The organism is Nitrospira sp. Nam74 (assembly GCF_965152615.1).
Genome location: NZ_OZ224220.1, coordinates 739,186 through 751,307, shown reverse-complemented (window position 1 = coordinate 751,307; position 12,122 = coordinate 739,186). Strand labels below are relative to the sequence as shown.

The 12,122-nt window shown below is 59.9% G+C and carries 12 protein-coding genes; 6 read left to right on the top strand and 6 right to left on the bottom strand.

Translation table 11 applies throughout. The annotated features are described in order from the left end of the window. Positions 1-507: 507 nt before the first annotated feature. From ACWHYZ_RS03705 to ACWHYZ_RS03680, 6 genes are all read right to left on the bottom strand, one after another. On the bottom strand, positions 508-1,866 hold the full coding sequence (locus ACWHYZ_RS03705; RefSeq protein WP_447985945.1) for an extracellular solute-binding protein: 1,359 nt from the start codon (positions 1,864-1,866) through the stop codon (positions 508-510). A gap of 5 nt (positions 1,867-1,871) precedes the next feature. Continuing rightward, positions 1,872-2,666 (bottom strand): carbohydrate ABC transporter permease, encoded by a 795-nt coding sequence (locus ACWHYZ_RS03700; protein WP_447985944.1) that lies wholly within the window; start codon positions 2,664-2,666, stop codon positions 1,872-1,874. 44 nt (positions 2,667-2,710) lie between these two features. Further along, positions 2,711-3,601: a carbohydrate ABC transporter permease gene (locus tag ACWHYZ_RS03695; RefSeq protein ID WP_447985943.1), complete on the bottom strand. Its 891-nt coding sequence runs from the start codon at positions 3,599-3,601 to the stop codon at positions 2,711-2,713. A 6-nt stretch (positions 3,602-3,607) separates the two neighbouring features. Next, positions 3,608-4,774 (bottom strand): ABC transporter ATP-binding protein, encoded by a 1,167-nt coding sequence (locus ACWHYZ_RS03690; RefSeq protein ID WP_447985942.1) that lies wholly within the window; start codon positions 4,772-4,774, stop codon positions 3,608-3,610. Positions 4,775-4,835: 61 nt separating this feature from the next. Beyond that, positions 4,836-5,033, bottom strand: coding sequence for a hypothetical protein (locus ACWHYZ_RS03685; protein ID WP_447985941.1), 198 nt, complete (start codon positions 5,031-5,033; stop codon positions 4,836-4,838). Between the two features lie 337 nt (positions 5,034-5,370). Then, positions 5,371-5,817 carry a PDZ domain-containing protein gene (locus ACWHYZ_RS03680; RefSeq protein WP_447985940.1) on the bottom strand — a complete coding sequence of 149 codons (447 nt, stop codon included), beginning with the start codon at positions 5,815-5,817 and terminating at the stop codon, positions 5,371-5,373. A 231-nt stretch (positions 5,818-6,048) separates the two neighbouring features. Between ACWHYZ_RS03680 and ACWHYZ_RS03675 the strand changes: the two genes are divergently transcribed. The 6 genes from ACWHYZ_RS03675 (at position 6,049) to ACWHYZ_RS03650 (ending at position 12,120) form a co-directional block, all read left to right on the top strand. Further along, positions 6,049-6,450 (top strand): hypothetical protein, encoded by a 402-nt coding sequence (locus tag ACWHYZ_RS03675; protein ID WP_447985939.1) that lies wholly within the window; start codon positions 6,049-6,051, stop codon positions 6,448-6,450. 59 nt (positions 6,451-6,509) lie between these two features. Then, positions 6,510-6,632, top strand: a complete 123-nt coding sequence (locus ACWHYZ_RS03670) for a hypothetical protein (RefSeq protein ID WP_447985938.1) — start codon at positions 6,510-6,512, stop codon at positions 6,630-6,632. Positions 6,633-6,889: 257 nt separating this feature from the next. Beyond that, complete coding sequence (locus ACWHYZ_RS03665) at positions 6,890-8,683, top strand: glycoside hydrolase family 2 TIM barrel-domain containing protein (protein ID WP_447985937.1); 1,794 nt, start codon at positions 6,890-6,892, stop codon at positions 8,681-8,683. A 26-nt stretch (positions 8,684-8,709) separates the two neighbouring features. After that, positions 8,710-9,798, top strand: a complete 1,089-nt coding sequence (gene galT / locus ACWHYZ_RS03660; protein ID WP_447987511.1) for a galactose-1-phosphate uridylyltransferase — start codon at positions 8,710-8,712, stop codon at positions 9,796-9,798. Between the two features lie 28 nt (positions 9,799-9,826). Further along, entirely contained in the window at positions 9,827-10,978 is a 1,152-nt protein-coding gene (galK, locus tag ACWHYZ_RS03655) for a galactokinase (protein ID WP_447985936.1), read from the top strand. Beyond that, positions 10,975-12,120: a glycosyltransferase family 1 protein gene (locus tag ACWHYZ_RS03650; RefSeq protein ID WP_447985935.1), complete on the top strand. Its 1,146-nt coding sequence runs from the start codon at positions 10,975-10,977 to the stop codon at positions 12,118-12,120. The genes galK and ACWHYZ_RS03650 overlap by 4 nt, the downstream gene beginning before the upstream one ends. Positions 12,121-12,122: the final 2 nt, after the last annotated feature.

Here is a 12,122-nt window from a genome sequence, read left to right as displayed (position 1 = left end):
GGAGGGCATCGCGTGAAGGGCTTCAAGGAGCCCTTTGATGGCTCGATGATCCTCCAGCGCTATCCTGGCACTATCCCGAAACTGAATGAACAGGAAATGCCCTAAGCATACAGTGATCCGAGTCACCTTTGTGACGCCACCGAAACCGGATTTCTCTGGCGATGTACTCGGCGTTTCGTTGAGCATCTTGTCCCTTGGAAAACAGCCACGTGGACTTGTCCGCCATCGAGCAGGTCTGGCAGGCCAGACACCGGTTGATGTTAAACACGCAAGTACCGTATTTCATCAAGCCGCTCCAATCAGCCGGGCTGCAGATTAGGGTCGGGAGTCATCTTTCATAAACGTGAGGGGATGACGAATATCGGAACCCGCGACTTTGGGCGGAACCTGTGGGCAGCACTGAACCGCGTGACAGTCGTCGCGAGGGGGGTCGCGTTCGGATGTCAGTCAGAAGGGCGACGGCTCGCTCACCGTCGAACAGAGAGAATCATGCGGGATCGCGCGCGCTCATCGTTCAAGGATCTGCTCGACGTGCTGTTGAGCACGCCGCAGCGTCTCGTCCGGACTGCGCGGCAGCAACCATGTCGCAGCGATCTCCTGAATAAGCGCATCTTGGATGGCCTTATGGTTTTGAACGGGGGGTAGCATGTGGGCGATCGCGGCCGTGTCCATATATCCCTTTCGTTCTGGTAAGGATTGAAACGCGGGGCTTGTCAGTGTGCTAAGGCGAACCGGCAGATGTCCGGTTTTGGCCCAATAGCGGCTCTGCTCGAAGAGATGTTTCAGAAATCCGATGGCGGCGCCATGAACGGGCGCGTTTGGCCGTTCGGGTCGCGGAAGCACCCAGACGTGGCTATCAGCCCACGCGGCCGGCGTGTCGAATAAATTGGGTACGGTGCGGGCCGCGTAGTGTTTTAGTCTCGCATCCGGCAGCTGCGCGTGGGCCAGATAGCCATCCACAACCCACGTTCCGTTCACCAGAATCGCGGCCTGTCCGTTGAGAAAGGCCTGCTCAGCACCGGCATAGTCGTGATGCGGATTGGCGTATCCGTCATCGTACAGCTTCTGTAACAGATGCAGCGCTCTTCGCCCAGCCACGGTATCGACGTAGACGGAGCGGTGATCGGGCGAAATTATCGTGGCGCGTTGTTGCCAGAGCCACGTTTCGAACGTCCACACCGGCATCGGGTCTGTCTGTGATGGAATGGCGAGATACGCGCGCCCCGTTTTCTCCCGCAGGCGCTTGGCATGTGACAGGAGTTCCTCAGCACTTCCGGGCAAAACCGGTTCACCGGTCGCGCTCACGAGCCCGGCCTGCGCCATGAGCCCCACATTGATATGCCACAGCAGGCCATGAATATCGAACGGTAAGGCATACAGATCGCCGTGGAACATGACGCCTTCGAGGGCCGACGGAACCACGTCGTCCAGTGTGACGCCGGCCGCCAGAAGGTCCTGCTTCAAAGGCAGCAGGAGGCCCCGATCGGCAAAGCGCGGCAGGGCACTGCGATTCATGATCGCAATCGTCGGCGGATGACGCGTGGCATAGGCGGCGCTCAGCCGGTCATAATAGGCGCTCCATTCAATGTTCTGAGTGCGGACCACCGCGCCTTGATGATTCGTGGCATTGAAGGCATTCGTCAAGACCTGAATGATGCCGCATTCACCAACGGCCTGTGAAACATCTGTCACACCGGAGTATTGATCGGAGCATCCGCCAAAGAAGCGATAGAGTGTCAGGTCTATCCGCCGCCGGTCCGCCTCATCCGCCATGTTGCTTGCACCGTACCTCGCGAACAGTCCGGCCATGGCTAGCGCAAGCACCACCGCGGCGGCAACACCGGTCCTGTTTCTCGCATTCCACATGGATGCTACTTCTCTGGCGCCATGGCCACGCCGCGGACGATATGGTGCTGAAAGAGAAGGTAGACGGTCACCATGGGAAGACTGGCATAAACAGCAGTGGCCATGAGAAAACCGAGGCTCTCCGATTGCGCGAAGTTCCCTTGCAGCGACGAGAGACCAACCGTAATCGTAAACATGTTGGAGTCGGTCGCCGACACGAGCGGCCATAGGAAGTCGTTCCATCCGGCGAGAAATGTAAAAATCCCGAGCGTCGTCAGCGCCGGGCGCGAGAGCGGAAGCATGATGGTCAGGAAGATCTTGAACCGCCCGGCATGATCGAGTTCGGCCGCCTCTTCCAACTCGCGCGGCACCGCTTTGAAGAACTGCGCCATCAAGAGGACGCCGAACGGTCCGGCCACACGGGGCGCCACCAGCGCCGCATACGTATTATGGAGGTCCCAGCTCGAGAGCATAGAATGAAGAGGAAGAAAGACCGCCTGCTCAGGAATCATCGTGCCGGCCACCATGCCGGCAAACACGGCTGTCCTTCCTGGAAACGGAATGCGGGCGAGGGCATAGCCGGCGAGGGACGACACGACAAGTGTCAGCACGGTGGTAGAGCCGGCAACGATAAAACTATTGAGAAGCCACCGCGGCGCCTGAGACACCCGGAACAGCGTTTCGTAATGTTCCAGGGTCACCGGATAGGGCACAAACAGAGATCGCCCGGCAAGTCTCAAGACCTCGTTGGGCTTCAGCGAAAGCAGGACGACCCAGAGCATCGGAAGCGCCCATAAGAACGCCATGATGCCGATCAGCATCGAGAGTATCGGCCTTTCCCCTCTTCTTCCTCCGGCGAGCACCGCTAGTCGTCCTGTCGTAAGATGCGGAACTGCACGAGGGACACGCCGAGCAGGACAGTGAACAGCACCATGGCGGCGGCGGACGCATACCCGACTCGCCAGTCGCGAAAGCTGCTCTCGTAGATATGCTGGACGAGCACCCGAGTTGAATTGGCAGGACCTCCCCGGGTCATCAGCAGGACCTGCCCGAAGACTTGAAAATGCATCACGACTTCAATGAAGACGACCAGCCATGTCGTGCGCGTCAAGCCGGGCCATGTAATCCGTCGAAACATTGTCCAGCTGCTGGCATGGTCGAGTTCCGCGGCTTCGTACAGTGCGGGGGGAATATGTTGAAGGCCGGCCAAAAACAGCGCCATGGGAAGCCCGACGGACCACCATAGCGTCGTCACGACAAGAGCCGGCATCGCGAACCGTCGGTCGGCTAGGACATCGACCGGGGTCAGTCCCATCGCGAAGAAGGCCTGCCCCAACAGTCCTCGCACCGGATTGAAGACGATGAGCCAGATCAGCGTGACCACGGTGACGGAGAAGACGCCCGAGGTGAAAAAGACGGCGCGCATCGCCGCTGAGCCCCGTCGAGTGTGACGTAATCCGAGCGCCAATACTAATCCGGTGATGGTAATGAGCGGCACCGCCAAGAGGGTAAACTCGAGCGTGTGAAGCAGTGAGGTCCAGAACACTGTATCCGTAACGAGCTCGCCATAGTTTCCGAGTCCAAGAAAGACCGGTTCCGTGCCGGCCGGCTCGAGCAGGGGCCAGTCATGGAAGCTCATCCACAGCCCCTTGCAAAAGGGATAGACGAGAAATGCCGCGTAGAGGATTACAAACGGAGTCAGGAGCACCGCGGCATCATAGATATTCCGATGTTGCCTAAAGCGCCGGGCCTGCATGCCGCGCTACTGTCCCATCGCTTCGGGAACAGAGGCAGTGCGCTCCCCGAGAGCCGGCACAGCTCGTCCCCTGGAATCGAAGAGGTGCAAGGCTTGTGGTGGGGCACTGACATGAATGTGGTCCCCGGGCTTTGGGATGGTCGATTCATCGACGGACTCGGCTGCCCCGGCCTCCACAATGATGTCCGGCATGCTCCCGTCCGAGACGGACGCTGCGTGCCGGAGCGCCACATACAGGAGCGTACGATGCCCAAGACGCTCCGCGACGCTCACCACACCCACCATGCCGTCGCCAGGCGCACCAATCCGGAGCTGCTCCGGTCTGACCCCGACCGTAACCGGCGCGCCAGGCGTGAGCGCAGTGGCATCGGCGTCCACGTGGACGATAAAGCCATGGCCAAGACGGACGTGCACCTCGTGGTTTCGTGCAGCGTGCACGACGCCGGGAAGGAGATTCATGGGAGGCGCGCCAAGAAATCCCGCGACGAAGAGATTGATCGGATGCCGGTAGACCTCCACAGGGCGGCCGATCTGCTCGATGCGACCAGCATTGAGAATGGTCATGCGGTCCGCCAGCGTCATGGCTTCGGTTTGATCATGGGTCACGTACACCATCGACGCGCTCAACCGTTGGTGCAGACGGGCCAGTTCCACTCGCATCTGCACACGTAGAGCAGCATCGAGATTCGACAGTGGCTCATCGAAGAGAAATACTTTGGGATCCCGTATCAAGGCACGGCCGATCGCCACACGCTGACGCTGACCGCCCGACATTTCATGAGGCCGGCGCTGCAGGAGGGACTGGATTTGCAGCATCTCCGCGATCGCGGCGACCCGTCGCCGCACATCGGATTCCGGTACTCGGAGGTTCCGTAACGCAAACCCGATGTTGTCCCCGGCCGTCATATGTGGGTATAGCGCATAGTTCTGAAAGACCATCGCCACTCCCCGCTGGTTCGGCGGCCTATCGTTCACCACGCGGCCGTCTATCGCGACGTCGCCGGCAGTCGGCCTTTCAAACCCGGCGATAGTCCGCAGCAGCGTCGATTTGCCGCACCCCGATGGACCGACAAAGACCATCAATTCAGATTCGCCGACGTCGAGCGAAACGTCGTGCAAGACCTCCGTCTGTCCGTACCGTTTCACAATATGACTTAGGCTAATTGTGGCCATACACCGTGGTTTCCGACTTCACCCGATGGAATGAAGGGACATGCGGACACGAGGGCGCCTTTCAGGAAGGGATTGTCCGGAGCCACAGCAGGTCGTCTAGCGCCAAGACCTCATAGCGAGCCTTGTCGCCTTCGTGCGAAAACCGGCGGTTCACCGCCACGCTCCGACACTGAACACTATTGCGATAGTTGCTCAAAACGACGGCACCGACGGTCACGTCGAGCGCATACATCGACCCTCGCTTCTTGCGCCAAATCACGTCCAACCATTCGGCGAGACTACAGACCCAAGGTGAACATTGAGAGCGAGGGTCGCCTGACCGTGCTATCAGGAAACTCCACGCTCCTCTCAGACAATAGGCGACGTTTCGCGCGGCCCGCTTATGGACCATTAATCGGACCGAGGTACGGACGGCAGCCGGGACATCCGGCGTGACATGCGAGGCAACACCAATCCCGCTCGACAAGACAAGAGGAATAGGATAGGAGAAATCATGACCAGGTGGCGTACCGATGCTCTCTCTGCGGCCTATCCCGAGCGGCGTGACATGACGGCACGTTCACAGCGCCACCAGGGAGACTCCGAAGGCGAGATGGTCACGGGGTTGGGCTGTGCCGCGACCCCCCCGGCCCCTGGGCAAGGGTTTCGCTCGGTACCCGAGTAACCGAGACCTCGCGCGTACCGGCCTCGCCCTTCACCCCGAGCCTGACGACGGTACCTGCTGAACCGCGGATCATCTTCACGAGCTCTTCATAACTCTTACCGGATACCGCCGCCCCATCCACGCTTGTGATCTCGTCTCCGTGGGCTAAACCTGCCTCCTGGGCGGGACCCTGCGGATGCACCATCGCGACGTACAGGACGGCCGGATCTCCGACTCGATCCGCTCCTACATGGAGCGATACCCCAATAACACCATTCGCCAGATTCTCTTCCTGTCCGTACGCCTGGGGCGCCTGGCGGGTTGACTTGTCCGCGGCCCAGACTCCGATGCTGCACACAAGGCTTACAGTCGCTACGATCACTACGACGGGTCGGCGCATAGAATGTCTCCCTTGAGAGTTGCTGACCGCATCAGGATGAGGCTCAAGGGTCTATCAGATGGCGCTGAAATGCCGATACCCCTCCGCCAAATCAGCTTGTCTCATGAGTGTGTCTGGCATGAGAATACGGCTCTCGATTGAGCGACGAGCGGGAACACGATCGCTTTCGCGGCGCAATGCTTGATCAGTGATCGCCAATGCGCAACCGGTACAACGCCAAAAAGATCCCGTATGGATCAAATCTCGTCTCAGAACATTTTGGACACATGCTTCACCCTACTGCCCTCGTCCGCCGAACGCTATCGGCGACGGATAGAATCGTCCGTGGAAGAAAGCTGTAATTGCGGCGAACGGTCCGCCTACGCAGGCGGCTCCAAGCGAGGACGATTGCGGTGCTTCGAGAAGCAGTCGTTCGTCTGGTCCTTGGATGAATGTGTCCCGCGGACGCCGACAGCCGTTGATCCCATCCGGACCGACATTCGAAAGAGCTTGCTGACCATGCCTCCTTCTGGGGGCCCTGAACGAGCGAACGAGCGTGGGTTCCTCTACACCCGACACGGCTGTGGAAGCGCTCAAGATTGCCGAAGAAACGGTGCCCAGCAAAGCCACGCGACCGAGAAGGCCGTGGAGTAAGCCCATGCGGATTGCCACCGGAACTCTTCGAATCGCGCCTGACGGGTATGGCGTGACGGATGGCCCGCGGCGTCATCCTCGAAGCGAATCGAGTCCTATCGGAGATGCTGCATTATCCCGTGGAACCGGTCATAGGCAAACCGCTGGTCATCTTTGGTGTCGAGACCGAAGTCGCGAAGTGAAAAGCTTTATTGCCAAGGTTCTTCAGCCGCCGCCGAATGCCTCGTCGCACCCTTCCCGGTGGTGTGGCAGATGGAGTTCGGCCTCAGAGATCCGAACCGCCGCCTACAAGGTGCTATCTTCCCACCTGCCGCCTGACTTCCGCTCCACCGGTCGTTCCCGTCCGTCTCCATCTGCGACAATGCAGCATGACCAATGGATACGGTATGCTCTCGCGGTTCTCTGGCTTCCAAGCAGGTCGGTCCTGTTGAGCAATTCTGTGCACGCGTATCCAAGGCCGCTGTTGTCCCGATCCGAATGGATCAACCTCAATGGGCCGTGGGACTTTGCATTGGACCGGGATGCCCAGTGGTCACACCCGTTACACGTGCGTTGGAACGACACGATAGATGTTCCCTTCGCTCCTGAGACGAAGCGAAGCGGCGTTGGAGACACCGGATTTTACCAAGCCTGCTGGTACCGGCGCGGTTTCGATCCACCCCGGCTCGCGCTCGGCGAGCGGCTTCTATTGCACTTCGGCGCAGTGGACTATCTCGCCACGGTATGGATCGATAACGCCCGGGCTGCGATCCATGAAGGCGGATATACCCCGTTTCATGTCGACGTGACCGAGTGGGTCCATGGCGGAGGACGACATGAGATCGTGGTGTGTGCGCGCGATAACCCCAAAGATTTGGAGCAGCCGCGGGGCAAACAAGATTGGCAACGGGAGCCGCACTTGATTTGGTATCCACGAACCAGCGGCATTTGGCAAACGGTCTGGCTCGAGCGTGTGCCCGAAACGAGAATCGCTGAGGTCCGCTTCACGTCCAGTTTGACGCGCTGGGAAATTGATTCGCTCGTGGTGATTGAGGGCCGCCGAGCGGAACCACTCCGATTGCGCGCGAGGTTTCTGGCCAATGATACCATCATTGCGGACGATACGTATGTCGTCGTCGGACAGGATGTCCATCGGCGCATTGCCTTGTCCGATCCCGGCATCGACGATTCACGAAACGAGCTGCTGTGGAGCCCCAACTCGCCGACGCTGATTGACGTGCAGCTACATTTGTTGGGGAACGATGGCCGTCTGATCGACCAGGTGACGACGTACACCGCATTGCGTGAGATCTCGGTACAGGGTGATTGCGTAGTACTCAATGGCCGCCCCTATCAATTGCGTCTGGTCCTGGACCAAGGATACTGGCCGGAGACCGGCCTCACGGCTCCGGATGACGAAGCCTTGCGGCTCGATGTGGAATTGGCCAAGGCTATGGGGTTCAATGGCGTCCGCAAACACCAAAAGATCGAGGATCCGCGCTATCTGTATTGGGCTGATCACCTCGGCCTGCTGGTGTGGGAAGAAATGCCAAGCGCCTATCGCTTCACCTCTCGGTCGATCAGCCGGGTAAAACGGCAATGGGAAGAAGTCATTGCGAGGGATTACAGCCATCCCTGCATTGCCGCCTGGGTGCCCTTCAACGAGTCATGGGGCGTGCCCAATCTTCCGGACAATGCCGCCGAGCGCCACTATGTCCAGGCACTCTATCATTTTACGAAGACGTTGGATCCGACTCGACCGGTGATCGGCAACGACGGCTGGGAAAGCGTCGCAACCGACATCATCGGAATCCACGATTATGATGAAGATCCTCAACGCATGGCGCGACGCTATTATGCAAAGGACGTCCGTGTCCGGCTCTTTCAGCACGAGCGCCCGGGCGGTCGCCTGCTGCTGCTTGAAGGTCATCAGCAAGCCAATCACCCCGTCGTTCTCTCGGAATTCGGCGGCATCGCTCTGCGGGAGGGCTCGACCTGGGGCTATTCCCACTGCGACACCCCGAAAGACTTCGGGCGACGCTACACGGACCTGCTAGGGGTCGTCCATGGTCTTCAGTTGCTCGCCGGCTTCTGCTACACACAATTTACCGACACCTATCAAGAGGCCAATGGGCTCTTGTATGCCGATCGCACACCAAAATTTCCCCTCGAGGACATAGCCCGGGCGACGCGGGGCAGCGTGGCACCGTGGGATTTCCCTGGCCCGCCCGAACGGCGGGAGCCGATGGCATGACCGTCATCGGGCCCGCTGAACATCCGGTGTACAAGCGCGAGTACACCAAGCCGGATGGGCGGACACTCCTCTTATACGGCCGCACGCCGATTGAGATTTCGACCCCCATTCCTTCACCGACGTTAGGGCGGAATGAACCGGCCAGTCACTTCCGGTGGCACCCGCTGCGCGGCGAATGGGTCGTCTATGCGGGACATCGGCAGCAGCGGACGTTCCTGCCTCCTCCTGAGTACAGTCCTCTCGCACCAACTACTGATGCGCGAAATCCGACGGAGCTGCCGGGAGGAACGTACGATGTCGCGGTGTTTGAGAATCTGTTCCCGACGATGACAACACATGCCAAGCCGCCGCCTCCGAGTATGATGGAAACGAGATCGGGAGTCGGCGTCTGCGAGGTGGTCGTCTTTACACAGGACCCCCACAGCTCGCTCGGAAGCCTTTCGCTCTCGCATGTGGAGCTCGTCCTTGAAATATGGGCCGACCGATATCGCGAGTTAGGGAGCCGTGACGACATCCAGTATGTCTTTCCGTTTGAGAATCGAGGGATGGAGGTCGGCGTGACGCTGTCCCACCCACACGGACAGATCTATGCCTACCCGTTCGTGCCCCCGCTTCCCGCACTGGAGCTTCAGCACCAAGCCGACTACTACCGTGCGCACGGGCGGGGGTTGCTGCAGGACCATATTGACGCAGAAATCACTGATGGCCAACGGCTGCTCTATTTAGGCGAGGAGGCGGTCGCGTTTGTCCCGGCGTGTGCGCGTTATGCCTATGAAGTGTGGATCGCGCCGCGACAGCCCAGCGCCTCACTCGCCTCACTTTCAACCGTCCAGCGGCGCGACTTTGCCCGTGCGTTAAAGACCGTGCTCCTGAAATATGACGGGTTATGGGGCATCGCCTTTCCCTATGTCATGGTGTTTCATCAAGCCCCGACTGATGGCCGGCCCCATCCCGAGAGCCATCTCCATATCGAGTGCTATTCGGCCTATCGCATGCCGGGCCGACTTAAATATTTGGCAGGAAGTGAGCTAGGCGCGGGAGTGTTTACCTCCGATACGCTCCCTGAAGTAAAGGCACTGGAGTTGCAAGGAGTGGCGGTGCATCTCGATGAGTAACTCTTCATCCGCTGTACAGGAGTCGGGTGTGCCGGATTTTAAGGCGGTGTTTCGACGAAGGAGCGAGTTCGAGGCGAGCGCTCCCGGCCGCGTGAACCTCATGGGTGACCATACCGACTACAACGGCGGGTATGTCCTGCCGACGGTCATTCCGCAACGCACGCGAGCGGAACTGGCCTTGCGCACTGACCAAACCGTGCACGTATGGTCGGGGAACGTCGCTGCCGTGCAATCGTCCCATACGTACGAACTCGGCACTGAGGCACGTCAGGGAGCATGGGTTGATTATGTCCAAGGCGTCACGCACCTGCTCGGCCAAGAGCGCCAACGATTGACGGGATTCGACCTCACGCTTCAGTCGACGGTGCCTTTGGGGGCGGGCCTATCGTCCAGCGCCTCATTACTGGTGGCGGTGTTCCGCGTCTTACGTGAGGCGATGGGACTGACGTTGACGGATGCGGATATTGCGCGTTTGGCGCATCGAGCCGAGACTGACTTTGTCGGCGCCCCCGTCGGTGTCATGGATCAGATGGTCTGTGCCCTCGGCATGGCGGGCCGCGCATTGCTTCTGGATACGATGTCCCTGCGATACGAACACATCCCGCTTCCACTCGCAGCCGAATGGATCATCATTCACTCCGGCGTGGATCACAGCCATGCGACAGGGTCGTATCGGCAGCGGCGCGAGGAGTGCGAGGAGGCCAGCCGATTGCTTGGAATTTCTCACCTGCGCGCCCTGGAGGGGGAGCCGCGACAACGAACCCTGGCGCGAATCGAATCGCTGCCAGAGCGGCTGGGCCGCCGAGCCCGTCACGTGGTCACAGAAAATGATCGGGTTCTGATAGGAGTTCGGTGCTTAGAGGCGCGAGACGCGGAGAAGTTCGGTCAGCTCATGTATGCCTCACATGAGTCATTGCGCCGCGACTACGAAGTCTCTACAGACGAAATCGATGCGCTGGTGGATCTGGCTCGCGCGGAGCCGGACGTGTATGGGGCACGCCTGACAGGCGGCGGATTTGGGGGATCGGTGGTGATGGCGGCTCGTGCAGACACAGCAAGCGGAATCGCTCCACGCATTGCACGCGCGTACCGCGAACGCTGTGGCCGCGTTCCGACCGTCCTGCTGCCCACGAATGTGCACCAACGTGAACGCAACAGCCTAAGAAAGGTGAATACATGATAGTAGGCGATGAGGATTTGCCGCAGGACCGTTCATGCGCGGATGTCGTGTGCCTGACACATTTGCGGTGGAACTGGGTGTTCCAGCGGCCGCAACATTTGATGACGCGCGCCGCACGAGCGCGACGAGTGTTCGTCGTCGAGGAACCAGTCCGGTCCGGGAGCGAGGCGGCCTTGGAGATCACCACTCCGGCGGCCAATGTCTGGGTCGTTGTCCCTCGGATTCCCGAACACATCCAGGGCGACGCGCTGCAGGAGGCGCAACGGACGCTCGTGGACCTCTTGCTCCGCCAGCAAGGCATCAGCGAGTACACCCTCTGGTATTACACCCCGATGGCCTTGCCGTTTACTAGACACTTGTCCCCTGTCTCCGCGATCTACGATTGCATGGACCAACTGTCGGCCTTTGCAGGCGCCCCTCTCGGGCTCAGCACGTTGGAAGCCGAACTCCTGGCTCGCTGCGACCTCGTATTGACCGGCGGCCATAGCCTCTATGAGGCCAAACGTGACGCGCACCACAATGTCCATGCCTTCCCGAGTGCGGTCGATGTCCACCATTTCGCCGCGGCGCGCACGTGCCCCGTGCAACCCGAGGATCAGCGCGGGATCGCCGCTCCGCGTATCGGCTATTACGGCGTCATTGACGAACGGCTCGATCTTGCGCTCATCGACGGGTTGGCAAGGGCACGGCCGGATTGGCAGATCGTACTCGTCGGCCCGGTAATCAAGGTCGATGCGACGATCCTGCCTCGCGCGAGGAACATCCATTATTTGGGTGCCAAACGCTATGAGGACTTACCGACCTATGTGGCCGGGTGGGATGTCGCCATGATGCCGTTCGCGCGCAATGAGGCGACCCGTTTCATCAGTCCGACGAAGACACCGGAGTATCTCGCCGCCGGGAAACCGGTCGTGTCGACATCCATTCGGGATGTCGTTCGGTCCTATGGCGAATGCGGCCTCGTCCGCATCGCCGATACTGTGGACACATTTGTGTCCGCGGTGGAACTCAGTATGCAGGACAACTCCGCAGCGCGCATCATGCGCATCGATGAACATTTGAAGGATCAGTCGTGGGACAAAACGTGGAGTCGCATTGAAGCGCTCATGGCCGAGACCACGGCGAGAGCCGCTTTGAGGTGACC

Bases quoted from the DNA above. Each gene is read 5' to 3' on its own strand.
- ACWHYZ_RS03690 (WP_447985942.1), bottom strand. From the start codon at position 4,774: ATGGCCACAATTAGCCTAAGTCATATTGTGAAACGGTACGGACAGACG.
- ACWHYZ_RS03705 (WP_447985945.1), bottom strand. From the start codon at position 1,866: ATGTGGAATGCGAGAAACAGGACCGGTGTTGCCGCCGCGGTGGTGCTT.
- ACWHYZ_RS03675 (WP_447985939.1), top strand. From the start codon at position 6,049: ATGGATCAAATCTCGTCTCAGAACATTTTGGACACATGCTTCACCCTA.
- ACWHYZ_RS03680 (WP_447985940.1), bottom strand. From the start codon at position 5,817: ATGCGCCGACCCGTCGTAGTGATCGTAGCGACTGTAAGCCTTGTGTGC.
- ACWHYZ_RS03700 (WP_447985944.1), bottom strand. From the start codon at position 2,666: ATGCTGATCGGCATCATGGCGTTCTTATGGGCGCTTCCGATGCTCTGG.
- ACWHYZ_RS03650 (WP_447985935.1), top strand. From the start codon at position 10,975: ATGATAGTAGGCGATGAGGATTTGCCGCAGGACCGTTCATGCGCGGAT.
- ACWHYZ_RS03670 (WP_447985938.1), top strand. From the start codon at position 6,510: ATGGCCCGCGGCGTCATCCTCGAAGCGAATCGAGTCCTATCGGAGATG.
- ACWHYZ_RS03695 (WP_447985943.1), bottom strand. From the start codon at position 3,601: ATGCAGGCCCGGCGCTTTAGGCAACATCGGAATATCTATGATGCCGCG.